This window comes from Phaeodactylibacter sp. (genome assembly GCF_040219495.1).
In the GTDB taxonomy this organism is placed as follows: domain Bacteria; phylum Bacteroidota; class Bacteroidia; order Chitinophagales; family Saprospiraceae; genus Phaeodactylibacter.
Genome location: NZ_JAVJSK010000118.1, coordinates 36952 through 60721 on the forward strand (window position 1 = coordinate 36952; position 23770 = coordinate 60721).

The window sequence follows — 23770 nt, forward strand, 5'->3', positions numbered from 1 at the left end:
TTTATTTGGTGTCCAGCACCTATACCCGTTATTTTTAGTACTGTCCCCGGTTTATTCCAAATGAGCCATTGTAACGCCATGGGGCCCTTACGGCTTCAGACAACAACAGAAATCCATTTATGCTGAATAATTACTCGACTACTGCTGTCTGCTTCTACGTTATTTTGTTATCCGGTATGCTCGTATTCGGGGTGGCCTCCCCGATGTCCGCCCAATGTACGGATCCCAGTATCAGCCTTCCGGATCAGAACCAGCCTGTGGCCAACCCCTCCGTTTCTTATTGTGTCAACATCCCGATCAACCCCTCCATTACCGGCAACCCAATTGGGTTTTCTATGGAGTTGGAACACACCTTTATTGGCGATCTGTCCATACGGGTGAATGCCTGTGGGGAGACACTGATGTTGGTCACCCGCCCCGGTGGTGGCTCTTGTGATCCCGGATCGCCCTTTGGTTCTTCTGCCAGTGTGAATGGCTATTTTACCTTTTCAGAAGGCGGAGGCCCCAACCCGGATAACGGGCTGGCTTTCGGAGGGGGCGACTACGGCCTTTCCGGTGACCCCTGTAATGTCAACACCGTTAACTCTTTCGCAGAACTCGTAGCTGCATGCGGAGGAGGCTCTTATACCCTGGAGCTTTGTATCACGGACCACGCTAATGTAGATGTTGGTTTTGCCGGTAGTATCGCACCTATCTTTCCGGGTGTGCCGCCTACGGTTTGTGGTTGTACAGACCCGCTGGCCACCAATTATGACCCGACCGCAAACTTCGATGACGGGACTTGCATCTATCCCCCAGGCTGTGGTGATTTTTTCTACGATTCCGGTGGGCCAAACGGGCCTTACCAAAACCAGGAAAATACCGTAACCACCATTTGTCCGGATATTCCGGGAGATTTGGTAGAGGTCACGTTTTCCGTATTTGATTTGGAAAATGTCTTTGATGATCTGACGATCTACGATGGCCCCAATACCGGCTCACCGGTTATTGGTTCCTATAGTGGCAACAATAACCCGGGCACGGTCACTTCCAGTCATCCTTCGGGTTGCCTGACTTTTGTATTTGACAGTGATTTCAGTGGGACGGATCCTGGCTGGGTTGCTTTTGTTGACTGTGTGCAGCCATGTATACCGCCTGGCCCGCCGGTTGCTACCCCTGTAACGGTTTGCCAGGGAGAGAGTGCTGCCCTTTCCGCTGCGCCTTGTGCCGGAGGAACGATCCGATGGTACACCAGCCCCAGCGGAGGTAACCCAATCGCAAGTGGCCCGGTCTACAATACCCCGGTACTTAACGCAAACACGACTTACTATGTGGCCTGCGATATTGGTGACTGTGCTTCTGACCGGACAGCGGTCGCCGTGACCGTCACGCCACCTGTGACCCCCGCATTGATGCCCATCGGGCCATTTTGCCAGGGTGCACCTTCGGTGTTACTATCCAATGTGCAGGATGGTGTCCTGGGTACCTGGAGCGGGCCAGGCGTGAATTCGGGTTTGTTTACACCTTCTAATGTAGGGATCGTCGCACTGACCTTTACACCTGCTCCCGGTGAATGCGCGGAGCCGGCTGTACTCGTTGTGGAAACCCTCCAGAATCCAGTCCCTGATATCACAGGGCCGGATGCGATATGCGATGGCAACCCGGAATTCCTAACGGCATCCGGTAATTTTGCCAGCTACCTTTGGAATACGGGTGAGACGACTCAGGCCATCCCGATTTTTGGCCCGGGTACGTACTCGGTTACGGTGACGACACAGCCAGGTAATTGTATTGGAGAATCCTCCTTCACCGTCAGTGAAAGCCCGGCGCCGGTGCCTGTAATCAGTGGAGATACCCAGATATGCCCGGGAGAAAGTACAACGCTGTCCGTAAGTGGCGGCTTCAACAGTTACGCATGGTCGGATGGAAGTACCGGCCCTACGCTGTCGGTCAATACGCCGGGCACGGTAGTGGTTACCGTTACTGATGCAACCGGTTGTGAGGGCAGCGCTATGGTTGATGTGGCGCAAATCAGCCTGCCTGACCCGCAAATTTCGGGGCCGGCTACTTTATGCCCGGATATTCCCGGCACTTTATCGATTGTGAATGCAGGGGACTATGATAGCTTCAGCTGGTCCACTTTTGAAGATTCCGGGCAAATCACCATTCCGGGGCCCGGGACCTACAGCGTTACCGTCGGCAATCAGGGGTGTGAGACCGAGGCGGTCTTTACCGTAGCTGAAGATGCCGCCCTGCCGCCTTCCCTTGACGGAGTGCTCAACTTCTGCGATGGGGCCTTCACCAGTCTTTCAGTAAGCCCGTCTTACACTACCTACAGCTGGTCTACCGGTGGTAATGCCCAGACAGAAGTGGTGAACACAGGTGGCAACGTGGGGGTCACCGTAACGGATGCAAATGGCTGCGTTGCGGAAACGAGTGTAGCTGTGACCGCTAATGCCCTGCCTGATGTGCAGGTCACAGGTGATGAAGAAATATGTACCGGTTCATTCGGCGTACTCAGCGTGGTAAATGGGGCCAGTTATACAGATATCCTTTGGAATAATTCAGAAACAGACCCCGTCATTTCTGTGAGCGCCCCCGGTACTTACAGCGTCACGGCAACAGACCTCAATGGTTGTGTTGGGACTGCTTCTTTTGACGTGGAGGAAGTGGCCCTGCCCAACGCTTCCATCTCGGGGATGACGAGCTATTGTACAGGAACGAGTACCATCCTCACCGCCAGCCCTTCCGGCTTGTCTTACCAATGGTCCAACGGCGTAACTACCCAAAACGCCACCGTTAATACGCCCGGAACCACCTTTGTTACGGTCACCAATGCCTCGGGCTGCCAAAGTGTAGCCTCTATTGAGGTGACGGAGGTGACGGAGCTTGCGCCGGAAATATCCGGGCCTACCACGTTTTGTGAGGGCGAGTTTATCTTCCTCGTAGGCCCCGTTGGCTTCTCGTCTTACCAGTGGTCTGATAATAGTCAGAACCAAGAACTGGAAGTCACAGAAGGGGGCACGTACAGCCTGACCGTTACCGATGCGAACGGTTGCACCGGGAGTGCATCCTACCTCGTGACAGAAAATACACTACCGGACGCAGCGATCTCCGGTGCCCTTTCTTTCTGTGCGGGCGATACCCTCAGCCTTGCCGGCCCGGCAGGGATGGATGAATACGACTGGAGTGACAATTCGTCCGGCCCGGTGTTGGAACTAACGACTCCGGGTACCTACAGTCTTACCGTCCTGGATGATAATGGGTGCGAAAACAGCGCCTCCGTCACCGTAGCTGAAAACCCCTTGCCTGTTCCTGAGATTAGTGGCCCGCTTTCCTTCTGTGCTGACACCTCAGCAGTACTCAGCCTGGCCACTGCTTATGAAGCCTACCAATGGTCTGATGGCAGCTCCGCATCTGAACTTACGGTCGATACCTCTGGAACGGTAATGGTTACAGTAACGGACGGGAACGGCTGTCAAAACAGTACTGCCGTTGAAGTAGAGGAACACCCTTTGCCGACATTTAGTATTACCGGCCCGCAAGCTTTCTGTGAAGGGGAATCCGTGGCACTCGGTGTTGACGGAGTCTTTGAATCCTATGAGTGGAGTACCGGCGCTGATACCGATAGCACAGTAGTTTTAGCACCGGGCACGGTCAGTCTTACCGTTGCAGACATCAATGGCTGCAGCAATACGAACGCAGTCACCCTGGTCGAAAACGAGCTGCCTGTAGCAGAGATAGGGGGCGAACTTTCCTTCTGTGCAGGTACAAGCACCACGCTCACTGCTCCCGATAGCCTGAGTGGCTACTTTTGGGAGAATGGGGAGACTACACAATCGATTACCGTAACCACTGCGGGCACCTATAGCCTGACGGTTACGGATGCGTTTGGGTGTACAGCTGCTGCGGAAGTGGCGGTGACAGAAGATGCTCTTCCGGTGCCTGAGATTCAGGGCATAGCCGCTTTTTGCCCGGACAGTACAGTTACGCTGAGCCTGAACCAGCCCTATCAGTCCTACCAATGGTCAACGGGAGCGGTAAGTGCTTTCGTTGAGGTGAGTACTGCGGAGGTCATTACAGTAGAAGTGGCCAATGAAGCAGGCTGTACCGGCACGGATACCCTGGAAACTCAGATATTCCCGGCACCACAGGTGGGAATATTGGGCAGCACCGCCTTTTGTGCCGGTGATACGATAGCACTGACTGCTGATGCGGATTTTCCCGTTTACGACTGGAATACCGGAGCGGAAAGTGGGGCGATCAATATCAACACCCCCGGCGATTACAGCCTGACGGTTACGGATGTGAATGGCTGCCCGGCATCAACGAGTATCACCATTACAGAAAATGCCCTCCCTGCGCCTGAGATAACCGGCCCCGCCTTCTTCTGTGCCGGCGATAGCACCGTGCTGGAGGCTACGAGTGGCTTTGGGGACTACCTCTGGAGTGATGGTACCACACAGTCCAGTCTGCTGGTGACTGCACAAGGAACTTCCGCTCTTACAGTAACAGATGCGAATGGCTGCCAGGGTGAGACTTCGTTTTTTATAGACGAGATTGCCCTCCCTGCGCCTCAGATTAATGGGACACCGGCTTTTTGCCCCGGTACATCGGCTACCCTTTCTGCTTCCGCTATTTTTAGCAGCTACGAATGGAGTACCGGAGACACTACTGGTACCACCACCATCACCGCGCCCGGGCCAGTGGCTTTAACGGTTACCAATGCACAGGGCTGTGTTGGAGGCACGATGGTGGAGGTCAGCGAGTACACTACTCAAATCCCACAGATTGACGGGGTGCCTAACTTCTGCCCCGGAACGTCCACCACGCTGACGGCCGAAGACAGCTTTACAACTTATCAGTGGAGCAACAATACTACGACCCCGCAAGTAGAAGTTACCGAGCCCGGCACGATTGAGGTCACTGTAACGGATACAAATGGGTGCATGACCTCCAATAGCATCGAAGTTGGGGTTTATGCGGTGCTGGTGCCCGAAATTGGAGGCCCGGTTGGCTTCTGTACCGATACCATGGCCACCCTTTCTGCTGGCACCGGCTACGCCGAATACGAATGGTCGACCGGCAGCGATACCGAAAGTATTACTATTGACAGCGGAGGTATATACCGGGTCACGGTCACAGATGCCAACGGTTGCATTACCGAAGACAATTACCAATTGCTGGAGTACAACCTCCCTACAGTGGCGATTGGCGGGTCATCATCCTTTTGCCCGGGCGGTTTTGCTACCCTCAATGCCGGAGGGGACTACACGGCCTATCAGTGGTCTACCGGTAGCGATGCCGCTTCGATTGAAGTCAATCAGGAAGGGGCATACGGACTCACCGTTACAGACGCTAATGGTTGCACTAATGACGCGAGCCTGCAGGTGACGCAGCAGGATGAGCTCAGCCCGGTCATTTCAGGGCCGCTTCAGTTTTGCCCTGGTACGGAGACGCAGCTGAGCGCGGGTGCCGGTTACTCGGTTTACGAATGGCAGGATGGTGCTGAAACTATTGGCATCACCGTTGCGGAGCCCGGCACTTATTCCGTTTATGTGGAAGATGCTTCCGGTTGTTCAGGGACAGCAAGTGTGGATGTCAGCCTTTTCCCGGAGGCCGAGGTGGATATCAGCGCGCCGGAAGGGTTCTGTGTGGACGAATCTGCTATACTGACCGCTGCCGGATCCAGTCTGTCTGCTTTCGAGTGGGAAGATGGCAGCTTCGATCCTGTACGTACGGTAACGGAGCCCGGCACTTACACCGTTTTTGCAACGGATGTCAACGGTTGCCGGGATACCGCCAACTACAACATCGTGGCCTACCCCTTACCTGAGTTCGATATTGAAGGCACCCCTTTCTTCTGTGCCGGCGAAAGCACTGAGCTGCAAGCTTCCGGGACTTACCCTTCCTACACCTGGAACGGTACGCCCGGCGAAGCAACCTTTGAAGCCGGGTCGCCCGGATTGTATGTACTGGAGGTAGCCGACTCGAATGGCTGTCAGAACCAAGCCAGTCTGGAAGTCGAACGGATTGCCCTTCCGGTAGCTGATGCCGGTATGCCAGACACCCTGACCTGCACCGTCAATGAAGTAGCGATTGGCGGGAACGGGACCAGTAGTGGTGCCGCCTTTGTCTACCAATGGACCGGGCCGGGCATCACCGCTTCAATTGCAGGCCTGCCATCTCCTACAGTGAGTGCCGCCGGTACTTACGAACTGATGGTAACCGATACCGTCCACGGATGTGTTTCTGAGCCTGCCCTGGCTGAAGTGCCATTATCCAATGACGTGCCAGTCGTCAGCTTATCCGTCAATGACACCCTGGACTGTGCAACCAATAGCCTGGTGATTGACGGTAGTGCTTCTTCTTCCTGGCCCGAGCTGACCTATCAGTGGGAAGACTTGAATGGATCAGTACTGGCCACCAATACCAATCAGCTTCCCACGGAGCAGCCCGGCTTTTATGTGCTGCTGCTGGAGGATGCTGAGACGGGCTGTAGCGAACGGGATACCGTGCAGGTTATTCAGGATATTGCGACCCCAACGGCGGAAGCCGGACCCGGGCAGAGGCTGGATTGCGCCATTACCAGTGTACTGCTCAGTGCTTCCGGCTCCACTCAGGGCGGGGGTATTCAGTACACCTGGCTGGATGAAAACCAGCAAACAGTTGCCTCCGTAGATTCTGTTTTGGTGGGTACGCCCGGTACCTACACCTTGCAGGTTGTCAATACCCAAAATAGCTGCCAAAGCGAGGATGAGGTGGTGATTACACAAGATGTTGAAGCCCCCGTTGCTGATGCCGGTGAGCCGCAGCAGATCGACTGTCTGAGCCCTACTGCCAATCTGAATGGTGCCGGCTCGCAGACCGGTCAGGGCATCACCCATCAGTGGGCATTTGGGCAACAAAGCAATGTGATCGGTACTGGCCTGGATATTACGGTGGATACTGCCGGTACTTACTTCTTTATTGTGACAGATGAAGACAACCACTGCCAAAGCATCGCCACTGTGGCGGTTTCAGAAATTGGCACCGCCCCAACGGCGCTCCTGACTTCAGCCAACGGGCCTACCTGCTTTGGTGACGCCAACGGCAGCATTCTGATTAGTAGTGTGGAAGGCGGTACCAGCCCTTACCTGTACAGCATTAATGGTGGGGCTTTTGATCAACAGGCCACATTTGCAGATCTTAACGGTGGGGTTTACAACCTCGTGGTACAAGACGCTATTGGTTGTGAATATGAAACCGAAATCCTGCTTGAAGAAGGGAATGACCTCGGTGTGGAAATCATCGAACAAGACATCAACGGGCAGATACAAGTCGGGCTGGGCGAAGTAGTGGAGCTCACCGCTGCGGTGAATATTCCGGAAGAGGAAATCACCCGGTATCTGTGGCAGGCGGCAGACAGCTTGTCTTGCTACGATTGCCCGGTGACTTCCGTGACGCCATCTGCCTCCGGCTTATACCAGGTGCAGGTGACCGACCTGAACGGCTGTACCGCCACCGATCAGGTGCAGCTGATCCTGAATAAAAAGCGCCGGGTGTACCTGCCGAATGTCTTCTCGCCCAATGGCGATGGGGCTAATGATATCTTTTATGTACAGACTGGTCCGGAAGTCGTCAAAATTGAAGCCTTTGAGGTCTACAGCCGCTGGGGCGAGCCTGTGTTTACGGTGTTCAACGCGCCTCCCAATAATCCGGTTTTTGGCTGGGACGGGCACTATCGTGGCGAGCTCATGAATGGTGCGGTCTTCACTTGGTTTGCCAAAGTGGAGTACGTCGATGGGGTGGTAGAACTCTTCCAGGGTGATGTGCTACTGATGCGTTAGCGCTTGTTTGGAGCCTCCCTAAGCAGGGTCGGTGTGCAGCTCGGCAACTCTTTCCGACAGCCAGGCTTTGTTGAAAACGGCTTCTGTCTCATGCGTATCTTTTTGCAGGCGCTGCCATTCTCTTTGGTAGCGCCTGTGATTGTAGTAGCCCTTGTTTTCGCGCAGTACTGCCGCTCGGCGAGTCAGTTTGAATAAGTTGTAGTATCCCTGCCGGCGCCCATCTGCCATGAGTTTGTTGCGGATAAGGTATTGCCGGAAAGAATCGACCAAAGAATAGAGCGTGTTGTATTCGCCCAGGTCGTAGTAGGTACGCAAGAGCAAGGCCTTGGCGCCCAAACTGTAACGCAAGTCGCTGTACTCTACCTGAGTGAGTAGGTCCAGGACTTTGTCGTACTCCTTTGCGGTATAGTGGTACGAAGCCAGATTGAATCGATAGGCGTTCTCGCGGGCATTTTCAGGCAGCAGCGCCCGGTACGCTTCAATAAATTGGTACACCCAGTCCAGGGCATTTAGCCGCAGGGCGGTGGTGACGATGTTTTTGTAGTGCCACTCCGAGATCTGCCCGTCTTCCAGCAGCAGCGCTTTGTCCAGCTGCACTTGGTACAGTTGAAAGATTTCCTGTAGAAATTGAGCTTCGCCCGCATTGATTTTCCGGATGCAATAGTTTTGGAGGTAATTGTAAATGTTCTTCAGTTCTTCATCGGGCAGTTTTTCCTGCTGCTCGCTGAGGTGGTGGAGTACGGCGTAGTAATGCGTTTTTTCGGCTTTGGTGATCATCAGGTAGAGGCGGTAGTAAATATTGATGGCCGGGATGGTTTGGTAGGCATCCGGAGCATCAGTGACCTGCCTCAGGGCAACATCCATCATGGGATCATGATAGGCTACCTTCAGGATGCGCTCCCGGACCGCCATTTCACAGGCGTCCCTGAGCTTGATGGCCAGAAAGTACCGATTGAGAAAGTGTTGTTTTTCCTGCAGGCTGCTGTCGCGCCGTCGTTCGGCCACCGTCGTGAAAAAGTAGTCCGACTCGGTAGCCAGCTGAAAGCGCTGAAGGTACCAATCGGCGTTGCGCTGTTCCTCTTGTTCTGATTTCCGCTCCGCTTTAACCAGCGCCTTTTCAAACCATTTGAGCTGTTGGCGCCGGCGGAGCTGCCCGAGCAGCAAGGGCTTTCGGTCGGCAGGTTGCTCTAAGATGGTTTCTATTTCCAGAAATACCTCCAGCAAGTGTACCGTATAGGTGAAAATTACAGCTAACTTAGGTTGGTCGTGGGGAGCTCCCGGGAATAACCTTTGGAAGAGCAGGGCCCGTTCACAACTTTCGGCAGTGAAGTCCGGATAAACCGCACTCAGGTATTGTACCAATTGCCGGACGGCATCGTGCTTATTGTGGTATGGCGATTCCGAAAATTCCCGGAAACGGGTCATTTCACGGCGCGAAAGGCTGTGGAGCAGTTGTAGGAGTCGGTGTTCGTGCATAGGCTAATGATAAAAAATCCAAAAATAAACTAAAAGAGGAATGGCTTAAAGTTAGTGTTTAAAGTGATTACAGGGTGGTTTTGATTTGAATAAAGGTTTAAAAAATCCAAAAATAAACCAAAATTGTTCTTGTTGCCCGGCGAGAGGTTGTGCATTTTTGTACTGTGATCGAATAAAAGAACTTGACCTCGGCTAAAAATAAATCCAACATGAATCGAATCCTTCAATCCATGAACACCAAGAACTTCTATCTGCTACCGCTCCTGTTCGGTATGCTCAGCCTGAATGCACAACAGGCTTGCCTCGACTTTGAAGACTTCCCGGCAGGGCCTGCCTTTGGGCCTGTACTGAATAATGTGCCTGGTGACACCTTGTTTGAGCAGGACGGGCTTACCGCTATTGCCCGGGAAATTGTGTACCCCAATGGTGATACGGGCTTTGGAAATGCCTTTTTTGAAAGCAATAATGTGCAATGGCTTGACGGGAACTTCCTTTTTATGGGCAATAATGCACTTCAACTGAACTACCCCGATGGTGCCCAACAGGTCTGTTTTGATTTTTTCGATGGCGGCGGGGAGGAAAACTTCGCCGTGAACGGAAGTGATGTCCTCGTCCTCACCGATTTCCCCGATGTCGCCGGACAGGATTTCCCTGGTGTTGAAGTTACCGTATCCCTGGATACGTCTGGCAACACCTTCCTCCCTGCGGGCACCGTCTGCATTACCGGGGAGATATTCAGCCTGACCGTGGGCGGGCAGGAATTTGGTGTAGATAATGTTTGCGCCACCCCTTTGGATGAGCCGGATGCCGGGGACTGCCTGGAATTTGAAATGATGGATACCCCGGGCTATGGCGCTCAGGCGGGGACGCAGCCCGGTACGGTGTTTTATACTGAATCTGATGTGGCGATGCGCCTCGCTCCTGTTCAAACACTATTCTGGAGCAGTGTGTACGGCGATTTGCGGGTCCGTCAGGCCGCAGACTTTCCGGATTTCACCCAAGCCTCCGGGCAGTTCCTGGAATTTGCCAGTATTAACGCTATTTATGACCTGACCGCTTACCCTGAGCCTGTTGAGAAAATTACGGTTGACTATCACTATGCCCCCGATGGGGACGGGACTGTCAATTTTGCGGCCAACGGCACGCCCTTTCTGATACAGTTTTTGCTGCAGTCGGGTTTCTATGCACTGGCACCGGGCATTACTCTGGAAGTGGTGCCGGAGAACAACACCAATAGCTCGGGACAATTAATCTTCGAAGGCAACGTCCAAAGCCTGCTCATCGGTGGCGTTTCCGGTCTGCATATTGATAATGTTTGCATTAATCCAGAGCCGCCCTGCCTGCTTAGCGACCTGACCGTAGAAGCTGGGGACTGTAATCCCAATGGCGTCTTTCAGGTGATTCTGGATGTCGAATATGCCGGGGCGCCCACCGATACGCTTCTCCTATCGATTGATGGCACGATCTACAACCATCCGGCGGGTAATTTTCCGGCAACGCTGGGTACTTTTGTTGCACCCACGTCCGATCTTACCATTGAGGTTACAACCCTAAACGATACAGAGTGCGCACTCTCAGCTGTCTTGCCCGCGCAGGATTGTGGAGCGGATTGCACGCTGGAAGGCATTTTGATGGAGGGTGGTGTTCAGTGTTTCCCCGGGGAAGATATTTACACGATCATCCTGGTGGTCGAAGGGGCACAGGAAGGGGATACCCTGACCGTTTCAGCTCAGGAGACCAACTATCTGGAAACCCTGATCTACAATGGGCAGCAATTGGTGCTTGATCTGCCCCTGCCTGCCGCACAGTTTGAGGTATTGCAGATTTGTGACTTCAATGCCAACGCTGATTGCTGTAAAGAAATCAGCTACGATGTAGGCTGCGCAGACTGTGTTTTTGAAAACCTTAGCATCGGCTTTCTACCCTGCGATGGGGACTCCCTCTTTTACTTTGAGCTTGGCTTTGACGCCTTGGGCAACCTCCCCAGTGCATCTTTCAAAGTAGAAACCTCCAACGGGTTCCTGGAAACCTATGCCTATGCCGACCTGCCCGTGACGGTAGGCCCTGTGCTGGGGTACGGTGAGCCCGTAACGGTCTGGGTATACGACACAGAGGGCGACTGTGGAGCTTCGCAAACGATCATCACGCCGGACTGTGCAGATGGCTGTGTCCTGGAGGGTGTGAACTTGCTGATCCCGGCTGCCGGGTGCAACAACGACGGCACTTACAATATCCCGATGACCGTAGGGAATGCGCAAAATGGAGATACGTTAATCGTTACGTCTTTAATAACAGGCTATTCTAAAACCTTGATCTACGGAGAGCCAATAGGCTTTAACCTCCAACTTTCCAACTGGCCTTCGCCACCATCTGGATTGGATAGCCTGTCCATCTGTTTCGCCAATCAGCCGGACTGCTGCGCCTATGTTGACTTTGAAGTGCCCTGTGACCCGGTAGGGTGCGGCCTGGAAGCATCGGTGGAGGTCATCGAATGCCAGCCCAACGGCGTGCTTACCTTTTCCGTGACCACTACGAATGATAACCCTAACGGTGGGCCATTTGTGATGATCAAGATTGGTAATGCTTTCTCGTATGGCCTGGTGGGCATCAACACTACAGTAGAGGTGGGGCCATTTATTAACCCAGGTACTGACCAACTTACTGTTTTGGTAGAACAGTGGGTTGGTCAATCGTCCAATAGTGTATTCTGTGAAGTTGAAGTACCGGTAGATGTGAGCGATTGCAACCCCAACTGTGATATTCCTGATTTTGAAGTGTTCCCGGAGTGGTGTACAGGCATTTTTGGCAGCTACTCTGCATTTGTTGACCTGGACGAAGCGGCTCTGAACGGTGCTCCAGTCGATATTTATGTCAACGGTGATCTTCGCTGGAGCGAATACACCGGAGGCGACCTCAACCTTGATATCTGGGCCATCAACCCCGGGGATGTACAGGATGTGATTTCCATTTGTTACTCTGAAAACCCGGAGTGCTGTATTTCCAAAGGTGTGGATGCGCTGCCCTGCTACTGCTCGGATGTCCTCGAGGTTATTGCTGAGGCGTCTCCCTGCGAGGGTAGTAATTTCTACGTGACCGTGGATTTAGTCACCAGTGATTTTGGGGATGTATTTAACCTGGATGTCAATAATAGTTTTTACGGTTCCTATTCGTTCGATGAGTTCCCCGTGACGATTGGCCCATTCACCGGTAATGGGCTGCCGATGCACCTTTTTGCGTATCCTGCCGAAGGGTTGTGCAATCCTGCCGAAACAACCATAGAAACACCTGTTTGTAACGGTGGGTGTGTGGTAGAGGAGGCCCATCTGCTTGAACTGGAGTGTAATGGAGGTTTCTATACCGCTGTCATTCAGCTGGAGGGTACAGTAAGTGTTGGAGATACCATCAGTGTGACTTCTGAATTCAGCGACTTCACCGGGTTATCAGTTATTGGGCCTGCCGATAATGGTGTGTTTACCATAACGATGCCCAATACCCAGGAAGGGTCCGATCTGGTATTCATCTGTGTGGGCAATCAGAGTGATTGTTGCATCGTGATGGAATACGATCTGCCTTGTGGCAATCAGGGGTGTGATCTTGAAGCGGTATTTGTGGAAACCACAGATTGTATTGATGGGGAATATAGCCTGGTGGTCGACCTCGAATACAGCGGTGTGCCTACCAGCTTTGAAGTCTCCATACCCGGACTAGGCTACAGCGAGGTGTACGGGCTTAACGACTTCCCGGTGACCATCCCGGGGCTGCCCGGCGACGGGGAGACCTACCAGGTGAATATCGGTGCGACGGACTGCAACGCCTTCACGGAAAAGCTTTTCGATGCGCCGGCCTGCAATGTAGGCTGCATATTCAACAACGTCATCGCCGAGCCTCATCCCTGCGAAGACGGCACCTTCCTCGTCGACATCGAAGTGCAGGTCAATGATCCCGGTGACCTGGGCTACTTTATCTTCGCCGATGGGGAAATATTTGGCCCATTTGACTACAGCGAGCCTTTTGTGACCCTCGGCCCTTTTGCGGGAGATGGTGTGACGGTGTATGACTTCCTCATACTTGACTTTGCCAACCCCACCTGCTTTGGCTATGTGGAAGTCGGGCCCAAATCCTGTGATAACGGGGGCGATTGTCAAATCCTGGCGCTTTCAGCTACTCCCCAGGATTGCAATGGTGATGGCACCTATGACCTGTTATTGGATATTGAGGTGGAAGAACCGCAAGATGATCTGCTGTTCTGGTTTTACCGGGACGGTGAATATATCGGGCAAAGTACGCTTGCCGCCCTGCCAGAACCGCTGATCAATGTGCCGGTCACCAACTCGGCGGAAGTCGTATTCAAGGCCTGCATCTTTGATCAACCTGATTGCTGTAAAGAAGTTGTTTACGCCGAGCCCGATTGCCCTTCCGATGATTGCCTGATTGATAATGTGATGGTAGACTTTGCGTTTTGTGACACCACTGGCTTCTATGTGGAATTGGACTTCGACGGCCCTTCCCCGAACACGGCCGGCTCCTACCGTATTTTTGGCAACGGCGAAACCTACGATACCCTGGGTTTCGACGCGCCGCGCCCGGTTATCGTTGGCCCATTTGATCCTTACACGGATAATATCTACGAGTTGATCGTCGCGGACCTTCAGCAGCCCAACTGCTCTGACTTTATCGGCTTCCCGGCTTTCGATTGCGAAGAAGGGCAGGAAGTGTGTATTGACTTCAGCGCCTTTGATGGCTTTACTTCAGCTGCTGGTGGCAGCAGCGCGGTGATTGGAACAGAATCAGGCGTGGAAGTAGCCTACGAGGCGCTCCCTAACAACTTCCCGACTGCGTTAGAAGTATCGGACAATCCTTATCCTGCATTTGCGGAAGCGGACGGAAGTGTATTGATCTTTAGTAATGCCAAAGCAGGATTTGAAGTGGGGCCACTACCGGGTATAGTGAGCAGCCGTACGATGACGATGGACTTCCACTTCCCGTTCTGGGTAGATAGCATACAAGTATTTGCTAATGGGGCCGATTTTGGTTTCATTTACCTGCCGCTGCCCACCAATCCCGGAGAAGTACAACTGGGAGATGATATTACCCTGAGCTTTGACTACAGCACCCCTGCTACAACGGGTAAGATCACAGTAGAAGGGCCAATAGAGCGCCTTTACTTTAGCCTGCTGCCAAATTACACGATGGTGCTGGATAATCTTTGTGTCACGAATGTAGTCGACGAAAGTTGCGGCATTGAAAATGTGGAAGCAGATGCTCTGGGCTGCGACGACGAGGGCAACTACAAGCTCTTCCTGAATTTCGAAGTCGAGAACCCCGGGAACGATTTCTTCGACCTCTACGATGGCGATGGCAACCTCATTGATTTCTTCGCGCTGGACGAGCTGCCGCTGGAGCTGGAAGGCTTTGGTGTGGCGGACGGCAGCCTGGATTCCCTGAGGATCTGCATCAACGACGATCCGGATTGCTGCGTGAATGTGGCTTATGAAGTACCGGATTGTGATAATCTTGCCGGTTGCCTTGATTTTGATGCCTTTGCCGGCTTCAGCAGCCTGCCCAACGATGGTGGACAGGGGTTGCTGGACGTAGGGGCCGATGCCGGTGTGCAATTCAAGTACGCTATAGCTGATTTTTGCGAATGCGCAGTGAATGTTGTGCCTTCTGACAATATTGCGTTCTTCGACGCGGCCTCCGGTGAGATGGTCGAGATGATGCAAGCAGACTTGCAATTCGAATTTGCCGAGACGGCTATTGAGGTCTCCTTTGATTATTCCACGCAGGAGTCAGGCCTATTCTACAAACGTGATGGTTTTCCGGTCGGTGGATTCCTGGATACGCTCCCCGTCAACGAGGAGGTCACTTTACCGGATGGGACGACAATAGAGAAAACCCTCTACAGCGACGGACCGGCTTCTAATTCCGCAACGATCACTCTTCGGGGCGAGCTGGACAAAATACAACTGGAGGGCACCGGCTTCATCGACAATCTATGCTGGACACCGGTTACGGAGGAAGTCTGGCCCGGAGATGCCAATGCCGACAACCTGGCCCACCACATCGATTTACTCTCTATTGGACTCGGCTATGGCGCTACCGGTCCGGCGCGGGCCAATCCGAACAGTTCCTGGAACCCGGCGGCTGCCACCGACTGGGATAGCACATTCGTAAGTGGGACCAATTATAAGCATACAGACTGCAATGGTGATGGCATCATTGATGAGAACGACGTGGCGGTTATTGAATTTAATTATGGCTTAGCGCATGGTGTGCCCGAGCCCATCACTGAACTCCCGGGCACTGACCTGGACCCGCCCGCCTTTATCGACTTCCCCGTGGACCAGCCCAGTGGAGCGACTTTCCAGGCACCTATCATTCTTGGTGCTGCTGATGCTCCGGTGCAAGATGCCTATGGTGTGGCCTTTACGGTGCAGTTTGACCCCGAGGTGATCAGCCCCGATGAGATCGAAGTGGTGTACCCCACTAGCTGGTTTGGCGAGCCCGGGGTCAATACCCTTACCGTCGACAAAGTCTACCCCGATGGCCGCATTGAGATTGCACTCACGAGAATTGACCAGAACAACGTCTCCGGGCACGGGCAGGTCGCCTATATCATCGGTATTATCGATGATATTGCCGGGCTGACCTCGTCCGAGGTGTCAGTAGAAAAAGTATTCTGCATTGACACCAACGAAGACCGTCTGCCAGTTCAGGGCCAGTCGACTACCTTTAAGGTCGTATCCAGCAATGAGCCTGATGCAGGAAAGGGTGTATTCACCCTCTTCCCGAACCCGGCCACCGATTGGGTCAACATCGTTAGCCCCCACGGCTTCGAAGCTGATCAGGTGCAGTTGCTGAATATGAACGGGCAGGAGCTGCCGGTGCAAGTGGAAGACAACCGGCGCTTATCGCTGGCGAATTTACCCTCGGGCGTTTATCTGGTGCGGATTACTACGGGGCAGAGTATTGTCCACAAGCGAATCGTGAAGGAATAAGGGCGGAGCAAAACGCCCGATATTTTACCTTACCCCTTATTTTGATAGATCAAAGCAAGCCGTTCCTCACAGCAGGGACGGCTTTTTTGATGGGCAACAAACTACTCCCGGCTTTTGCTGTTCTCAAAGCGGACGCAATAATCAACAACCGACATGAAGCATTGGACCCTGAAAGGCAAAACCGCCATCGTAACCGGCGCGAGCAAAGGCATCGGCAAAGCCACCACAGAAGAATTTCTTGAATTGGGTGCCGAGGTATTATTTCTGGCCCGCTCCGAAGACCTCATCCGCGAAGCAGAAGCCGAATATCAGCAGAAAGGCTACAAAGCATTCGGCATGGTGGCGGATATTGGCGAAGAAAAGGAACGCATTGCCATCGTGGAACGCGCTAAGTCACTCTGGGGCAAACTAGATATCCTGGTCAATAATGTGGGCACCAACGTCCGCAAGCCAACCCTGGAAGCCACCTTTGATGACCTGCAGCATGTGATGGACATTAATGTGGGCACCGCCTTTGACCTCAGTGTACGGCTGCACCCGCTTTTGTTGAAAGGTGAAGGGCCAAGCATTGTAAACGTAGCCTCCATTGCCGGCAAAACCGGCGTAATGTGGACCACCGGCATCTACGCCATGTCGAAAGCCGCTATGGACCGTATGACGAAGTACCTGGCTGTGGATTGGGGCAAGGACGGTATCCGCGTGAATTCAGTAGACCCCTGGTTTATTGCCACAGCGAGGGTAGACCGGGTGCTGAAAATTCCCGAGAAAGTAGCTCGCATTAACGAAGCCACACCGCTCGGCAGGGTAGGGGAGCCGGAGGAAGTCGCGCGGACCATCGCTTTTCTGGCTATGCCAGCCTCTTCTTACCTGACGGGGTTGAATGTGCGCATAGATGGTGGTTTTTCTCAGGTAGGTATTCAGGGTTAAAAAATCAAGCGATGAACTTCAGGAAACTCTACGATTTTCTGCGTGATTTACAGCAAAACAACGATAAGTCATGGATGGACGCCAACCGGGACTACTACCATGCCCTGCGGGATGAGTTTATCGACTACCTTGATGCACTCAACGCCCGCATTGCCAAAGTAGATCCAAATTTCCTTCCCAAGCCCGGGAGGGAGGCAATCAACCGGATTAACAATAATCTGTTGTTTCACCCCAACGCCCCCACCTACAAAGACCACTTTGCCGCCGGTCTGGATGCCAATCAGAATACCGCCGCCCTTTATTTTCATATTGGGCTGGATGCCAATATTGCCGCAGGAGGCTTCTACAAGCCCGGAAGCGACTTTTTGAAACGTATTAGGGCAGCCATTGATTACGACGGGGAGGAGCTCAGAGCCATTATCAACAGCAAGCCCTTCCAAAAGACCTTTGGCGGGCTTATGGAGGTGGAAATGCTAAAGACCTCACCAAAGGGGTACACGCAGGACCATCGGCATATCGACCTGCTGCGCCACAAGAGCTTTGTGGTTTCCCATACTTTTACGCAGGCAGAAGTGCAGCGTGCAGATTTTACAGAGCGGGTCGTGGAAGTTTTCGAAACCATGGCACCCTTCCGGGCTTACCTCAACCGGGCAGTCAGTGTGGAGGCTTAATTTAATCCGCCTTTTCCCAACTCCAGGTGATCTCAGCGGCTTTCTCCAGCATAATTTTCACAGAGCATAGTTTCTCCATGGACATACTGACTGCCCGTTCTGCTTTGTTGTCGGCGATTTCTCCGAAAAGCGTATAGTGCACGTGGATGGCTGTAAATGGCGACGGCGTCTTAGAGGTATCCCGCTCACCAGTCACTGTTACCTTGATATCGCGCAGTTCCTGCCGCTGCTTGCGCAGCAGGTGGATCACATCAATGGCGCTGCAGCTGCCCAGGGAAACCAGCAGCATTTGCATGGGGCGGAGTGCTTGGTTGTGCCCGCCGATAGATGGAGAGCCATCGGTTTCTACAGTCAGCCCGTCTTCGTTGGCGGCTTGCAGGTGGAAATCGTCGTCCAGGCGGGTCAGTTCTACTTTCATGTTGTGAGGTGTTTTCAACAATAAGGCTCCAATATCCGGATTGGTTGGCGAAAGGGGAAGAGATTTTCGTTCTTTGCAGGATAAAATGACGAAACATGGAAGGAATTATCCGGGAAGCCTGTGTGGAAACGCTGGAGCAGTGCCGCCGGGCTGAGGCGCTGGGTGCCGATCGGTTAGAACTCTGTGCCCGGTTGGATTTAGGTGGGACCACGCCGGACTGGCAGTTGGTAGAACAGGTGTTGGAAGCCGTGCAAATACCCGTCAAGGTTATGATCCGTCCTCGCGGGGGGGATTTTGTCTACACAGAAAGGGAAGCAGCGCAGATGAAAAAAAGTATCGCCCGGTTTTTAAGCCTGGGCGTACCGGAATTTGTAATGGGGGCACTTACTCCGGAAAATCAGATTGATCTTCCTTTACTGCATACGCTCTGTGCAGCCGCAGCCGGCCGGCCGGTTACCTTCCACAAAGCTATAGACGAAGTGCCCGATATGGAGGCAGCCGTTGAGCAGCTCAAAGTTATTCCCAACTTGAAATACCTCCTCACCTCAGGAGGTGCGCCCACGGCACAGGAAGGGTTAGGCCAGCTTCGTGCGCTACTGAAGTGTGCTTTGCCTGCCATCATTCCCATCGCTGCAGGCAGTGTCACTAAGGGCAATTTGCCGGGCTTGCACCAATCACTAGGAGCGAGCCAATACCACGGCCGCAAGATAGTAGGTGACCTGGCATAAAAAAAGCCCTGCCGTTTATACAAACAGCAGGGCTCTCAACTCACCTCATTTTGAATAGAGGCTGGTATGAATCCTTAATTCATCGATCTTAATTGTCCCACCAAACTGGTATAGTGAAATGGTCAGGGAAGCTACTCGGCAGGCTCTGACGATTCAATGCTTCCTGCATGTTTGGATTGACGCCAAGTTCGCCCTGAGGCAAAGCAAACCGAACAGGAATAGTACCTCCGGTGATGTTGTTCGGGTAGTCGACCGGTGTCAGTTCCGGATAGCCGGTACGGCGCCAGTTGGCGAAGGTCTCGTACTCATTCAGGAAGGTAGCCGCCCAATACTGTTCGCCAATCTGACGCATAGCATCAGCCTGATCGAATGGGTTGTTAGCGATGTAATCATCGATAACCGCATCTTCCACCACGATAGAGGCATCAAAGCGCTCCCAGTTTTTCATAGCAGCACGGATACCATTCTCATAGTGTGCCTGTGCGTCACCGGAACCCCAGCCGCGTACAGCAGCCTCTGCAAGCAACAGTTCTGTTTCTGCAACAGTCAGGAACATCATTGGAGAAGAAACTTTGACGATTGCCTGATTAACTGTGCTGAAATCATCCGTTGAAGTACCTGTTGGATTGTCCAGGATCGTCTCCGTATCCAGACCATTTGGCAAACCTACGTGCTCGGTACCATTAACCGGCAGTGTGCCGATGATATCAAGGCGCGGATCGTTGTGGTCCTTCATCCAGTTCACGAAAGTCTCACTTAGGCGCGGGCAGCGTTCACCTGCAGAACCATTAGCGAGGTCAAGTACTTCACCAATACCATTGCGGTTGATGCCTTCCGGCCCGTTGGTGTGCTCAATAAAGGCATCCTCGCCCATTTGCAGTACACCGCCCTGAATGGCTTTCTCTACCCACTTCTGTGCTTCAGCAGCATTTACTTCAGACATACGCATACCGAGGCGTAGCATCATAGAGTAACCGAAACGGCGCCATTTGCCAGGATCACCGTTGTAAAGGAAGTCTGCGTCTCCAAATCCGCCTTCGTCGCCGATCTGAGCAATGCCTTCTTCCAATTCCTTCAGCATGTCCATGTAAATGAACTCCTGCGTATCAAATACCGGGAAGTCGATCCCTTCCGTAAAGCCTTTGCCAGCTTGAGAGTAAGGGATATCACCATAAATATCAGTAAGGCGGTGGAAAATCACCGTACGCCAGATGCGAGCCATGCCCAGCATGGTTTGGTCACCGGCAGCGCCGGATTCCAGGGTATTAATCAAGTCCTGCATATCCTTAACCGCCTGTGTGTACTGACGATCAAAGAGAGAGGAGGAATACCCCGCATTGTAAGTGTACTTGTCACCCGCCCAGTAGCCACAAGTGGTGGCCAGGTGCTGCATCATGGTGGAAGAATAAATCAGTACAGCCCGCCAGTTTTCGTACCGTTCTCCGGAAGTACGTAACTGGATCCAGGAAAACTGAAAATTTGGATTGATTTCGATGGCTGCATTCGGATTCGTATTGAGTTCCGCAAAGCCATCGTCACAGGCCGTGGTGGTCAGCATTAATGCCAGCGCCACCAGGAATATATTTCTGAAAAATAATTTCATGTTGAAAAGGTTTTGTCAGTGAACAGTTGAGTAATACTTAGAATCGGATGCCGAGGTTGAACTGAATGGAGCGCGTGGAAGGCACACCAAACATTTCGAGGCCCTGTGCATTGCCTACGTTGTAAGTCGATTCCGGGTCAATATTGTCTGCAGCACTGTAAAGCAGAGCCAGGTTACGCGCACCGATGCCCACGTTAACACCGCTTAAAGGCAGGCGTTCGATAACACTGGATGGCAGGTTGTACGTAAACTGAACCTGACGCAGTTTGATGTAGTCTGCATCGTATACGAACTGCTCTGTAATGCTGTAGATACGACCGTAGTAATCCTCTACTTCTTCAGCTGGTATAGAACCAATACCTGTTTCACGGCCTTCCAGTGTTTCCTGGTGTAAGCCACGCAGGTAAGCAAAGGCATTAGTAGCCGAGTAAATCTTACCGCCCCAACGGGAGTCAATCAGGAAGTTCAGGCTGAAGTTTTTGTAGCGGAAAGTACTACCAAATCCAGCCATTGTTGGTGCAACACCGGTGCCGAAGTGCGTAAACTCGCCCTGCTGTGGCAATCCATTGTCGTCCAGGACAATTTCACCAGCCTCGTCGCGAACGTAAGCAAAGCCACCCACCTGACTGTAAGGCAAGCCTTCTACGTGCTCAATATAAGCTGATTGGGTCCGGCTTTCACCGGCGCGGATAGATTCCCCATCGTTTTCCGGATCGAGCAAGCTCAGTACCTGGTTGTCGTTATATGCAAAATTCAGGTTGATATCCCAGCTAAAGTCCTGGGTTTTGATTGGCGTACCTGTCAGCAAGACTTCAATACCCGTGTTGCTCATTTCCCCCACGTTAACAATCTTGGAACCGAAACCAGAAGTTGAAGACACCGCAGCGCTGATGATATCATTTTCTGTGGTACGGTCATAGTAAGTGAAGTCAATACCCAAGCGGCCGGTAAACATCCGCATATCAAGACCAAATTCCAATTCTTTAGTTAAGAGGGGAATAAGGTTGGCATTAGGAATAGAACCATTGGTGATACCGCCCAGTGCACGGCCAAGGTGGCCCTGTCCGAAGATACCATAGGTCAGGTTGAGCTGGTATGGGTTTGCAGCCACACCTGGTCCGGACCCCGTAGCGTAAGAAGCACGAAGCTTCAGGAAGTCAATCGTTCTGGGCATGGCGATGAGGTCAGAAAGTACGGCACTAACACCAGCAGAATAATATGCCTGATTGTTTTCACCCTCACCGGAACCGGTTGGTGAAGTCAGGGTAGAGAACCATTCGTTACGGTAAGTACCGTTCACGTAGATGGCTCGCATCAGACCTACCTCAGCAGAACCAAACAGGGAGTTGACTTGCCATTCTCCAAAGCCATAGTTCACAGACTGATTCTGCAGGTTCTTGATGGCGTGCAGGAATGGAATGTTGAAGTTATTACCTGATCCACCAAGTGTTTCTGAGAAGTTACGCTGTTGGTTGCCGCCGGCAAAGAGGCTCAGGCTGATATTATCAGACAGGTCTTTGTCGTAGCCCAATAGTAATTCTGTGTTCAATTCCTGTACTTCCCGCTGTTCCTCTGTCAGTTGCCCAAGCGGGCGAAAAGCGGTACCGAATGGCTCCAAGTTACGTGTACGGTTGGTGAATCGGTCTAAGCCAATTTTTCCCCGTGCATACAGGCCAGCGCCAATATCGTACTGCAGCTGTACTTTTCCCAGCAAGCGGTCTTTCTTATTGTCATTGTCGAACTGGTACGCTGCCCAGTAAGGGTTGGTCACGAATACGTTATCGTTGAACTGCAGCTCTGTACCATCCTCAGCTGCTCCGAGCTTATTCGGGTCACCCTTCAGTGTTTCCACATTGATAGTAGCCGGCATAGACCAGGCAGTGTAGTTGGCGTTACCTGGAGAATCCGACAACCGCGGACGGTTGTTGGCGATCTCATTCACGTACATTGCAGAAACGGTGGCCGAAAGCCGGTCGCTCAGTTGTGCATTCGTACGCAAGGTGAAGTTACGGCGTATCAAACCTGAGTTAGGCATAATATCGCTGTTGTCAAGATTCGATGCAGAAAAACGGAAGTTGACTTTATCTGAGCCACCCGTCAAGGTCAGCGTATTGATGTGAGTCAGTCCGGTTTCATAAAAGCGGGCGATGTTATCGCCGGCATCACTGTATGGGCGTTCAACGCCATCAAACTGCATGACGTTGCGGTTTGGATCAAGGGGTTCGCCCCAGGCGTAGAGTTGCTCTTCCAGAGCCTGATCTACCGTTGTAGGCGCAGTACCATTACGGCCATGCCCGTACTCCCGCTGGAAGTCATAGGTATTGATGAGCGACTCAGTACGCAGGCTGGTGTTGAATTCCACTCCGATGCCTTTGCGCTTGCTACCACCCTTGGTGGTAATCATAACAACACCGTTCGCGGAGCGATAGCCATAAAGAGCTGCGGCAGATGCACCTTTCAATACAGAAATACTCTCAATGTCTTCCGGGTTGATGGAAGATATACCGTCACCTCCATCCGAACCACCCCACATACCGGCTTCGCCGAGGTTGGTGTTGTCAATGGGGATACCATCCACCACATAGAGTGGCTGATTGGTACCGGAAAGAGAGTTGTTGCCGCGGATCACCACACGGGAAGAACCACCTGCACCAGAAGCAGTGGTGGAAACATTGACCCCCGCTACCTTACCGGAAAGGGAGTTGACAACGTTCATCTCACGGGCTTCCGCAAAGCCGGTAGGCTCCACTTCAGATACCGAATAGGTGAGGGCTTTCTTGTTTTTCTCAATGCCTAAAGCTGTGACGACTATCTCGTCCAGGTTTACACCCGCTGAAAGTACCAGGTCAATCGTAGTTTGGTTGCCCACTGTAATTTCCTGGGTTTCGAAGCCCGTGTAGCTATAAACCAAAGTGGCATCTTCTCCTACTTTAATGGAGTAGTTGCCGTCCAAATCGGTTAGCACCCCGTTTGAGGTTCCTTTCTCGATGATGTTCACCCCAATCAGGGCTTCACCATCGGAGGTGACCGTACCGGATACGGTCTGCTGTGCCACCAACGGGAACGCCAGCAGCATGGCAAAGCATAGGGTCGTTAGTAGTTTTTTACTCATTGTTTTGAATTTTGTTGATCACAATCATG

The 23770-nt window shown here is 52.6% G+C and carries 9 protein-coding genes; 5 read left to right on the plus strand and 4 right to left on the minus strand.

The features are described 5' to 3' along the window. The first annotated feature begins 119 nt into the window (after positions 1–119). Positions 120–7808: an Ig-like domain-containing protein gene (locus RIC19_RS18450; RefSeq protein WP_350179831.1), complete on the plus strand. Its 7689-nt coding sequence runs from the start codon at positions 120–122 to the stop codon at positions 7806–7808. 18 nt (positions 7809–7826) lie between these two features. Here RIC19_RS18450 and RIC19_RS18455 read toward each other — a convergent pair whose 3' ends face one another. Continuing rightward, positions 7827–9284, minus strand: a complete 1458-nt coding sequence (locus RIC19_RS18455; RefSeq protein WP_350179832.1) for a hypothetical protein — start codon at positions 9282–9284, stop codon at positions 7827–7829. 209 nt (positions 9285–9493) lie between these two features. Here RIC19_RS18455 and RIC19_RS18460 point away from each other — a divergent pair, with 209 nt between their 5' ends. The 3 genes from RIC19_RS18460 to RIC19_RS18470 all read left to right on the plus strand — a co-directional run bounded on the left by RIC19_RS18460 (position 9494) and on the right by RIC19_RS18470 (position 17880). Next, positions 9494–16282 carry a T9SS type A sorting domain-containing protein gene (locus RIC19_RS18460; protein ID WP_350179833.1) on the plus strand — a complete coding sequence of 2263 codons (6789 nt, stop codon included), beginning with the start codon at positions 9494–9496 and terminating at the stop codon, positions 16280–16282. Between the two features lie 153 nt (positions 16283–16435). After that, a complete protein-coding gene (locus RIC19_RS18465) occupies positions 16436–17209 on the plus strand; it encodes an SDR family oxidoreductase (protein ID WP_350179834.1) in 774 nt (257 codons plus the stop codon). An 11-nt stretch (positions 17210–17220) separates the two neighbouring features. Next, positions 17221–17880 (plus strand): DUF2461 domain-containing protein, encoded by a 660-nt coding sequence (locus tag RIC19_RS18470; protein ID WP_350179835.1) that lies wholly within the window; start codon positions 17221–17223, stop codon positions 17878–17880. A gap of 1 nt (position 17881) precedes the next feature. Here RIC19_RS18470 and RIC19_RS18475 read toward each other — a convergent pair whose 3' ends face one another. Beyond that, entirely contained in the window at positions 17882–18298 is a 417-nt protein-coding gene (locus RIC19_RS18475; RefSeq protein ID WP_350179836.1) for an OsmC family protein, read from the minus strand. A 95-nt stretch (positions 18299–18393) separates the two neighbouring features. Here RIC19_RS18475 and RIC19_RS18480 point away from each other — a divergent pair, with 95 nt between their 5' ends. After that, the gene (locus RIC19_RS18480) at positions 18394–19026 is read left to right on the plus strand and encodes a copper homeostasis protein CutC (protein ID WP_350179837.1); all 633 of its coding nucleotides are present in this window, start codon (positions 18394–18396) and stop codon (positions 19024–19026) included. A gap of 88 nt (positions 19027–19114) precedes the next feature. On the opposite strand, the gene RIC19_RS18485 is transcribed toward RIC19_RS18480, so the two are convergent. Together RIC19_RS18485 and RIC19_RS18490 are read right to left on the minus strand one after the other, a co-directional pair. Beyond that, positions 19115–20629, minus strand: a complete 1515-nt coding sequence (locus RIC19_RS18485) for a SusD/RagB family nutrient-binding outer membrane lipoprotein (protein WP_350179838.1) — start codon at positions 20627–20629, stop codon at positions 19115–19117. 37 nt (positions 20630–20666) lie between these two features. Beyond that, entirely contained in the window at positions 20667–23741 is a 3075-nt protein-coding gene (locus tag RIC19_RS18490; RefSeq protein WP_350179839.1) for a SusC/RagA family TonB-linked outer membrane protein, read from the minus strand. Between the last annotated feature and the right edge of the window lie 29 nt (positions 23742–23770).

Coding starts and splice junctions, on each gene's coding strand:
- RIC19_RS18465 (WP_350179834.1), top strand. CDS start 16,436: ATGAAGCATTGGACCCTGAAAGGCAAAACCGCCATCGTAACCGGCGCG.
- RIC19_RS18470 (WP_350179835.1), top strand. CDS start 17,221: ATGAACTTCAGGAAACTCTACGATTTTCTGCGTGATTTACAGCAAAAC.
- RIC19_RS18450 (WP_350179831.1), top strand. CDS start 120: ATGCTGAATAATTACTCGACTACTGCTGTCTGCTTCTACGTTATTTTG.
- RIC19_RS18490 (WP_350179839.1), bottom strand. CDS start 23,741: ATGAGTAAAAAACTACTAACGACCCTATGCTTTGCCATGCTGCTGGCG.
- RIC19_RS18475 (WP_350179836.1), bottom strand. CDS start 18,298: ATGAAAGTAGAACTGACCCGCCTGGACGACGATTTCCACCTGCAAGCC.
- RIC19_RS18485 (WP_350179838.1), bottom strand. CDS start 20,629: ATGAAATTATTTTTCAGAAATATATTCCTGGTGGCGCTGGCATTAATG.
- RIC19_RS18455 (WP_350179832.1), bottom strand. CDS start 9,284: ATGCACGAACACCGACTCCTACAACTGCTCCACAGCCTTTCGCGCCGT.
- RIC19_RS18460 (WP_350179833.1), top strand. CDS start 9,494: ATGAATCGAATCCTTCAATCCATGAACACCAAGAACTTCTATCTGCTA.
- RIC19_RS18480 (WP_350179837.1), top strand. CDS start 18,394: ATGGAAGGAATTATCCGGGAAGCCTGTGTGGAAACGCTGGAGCAGTGC.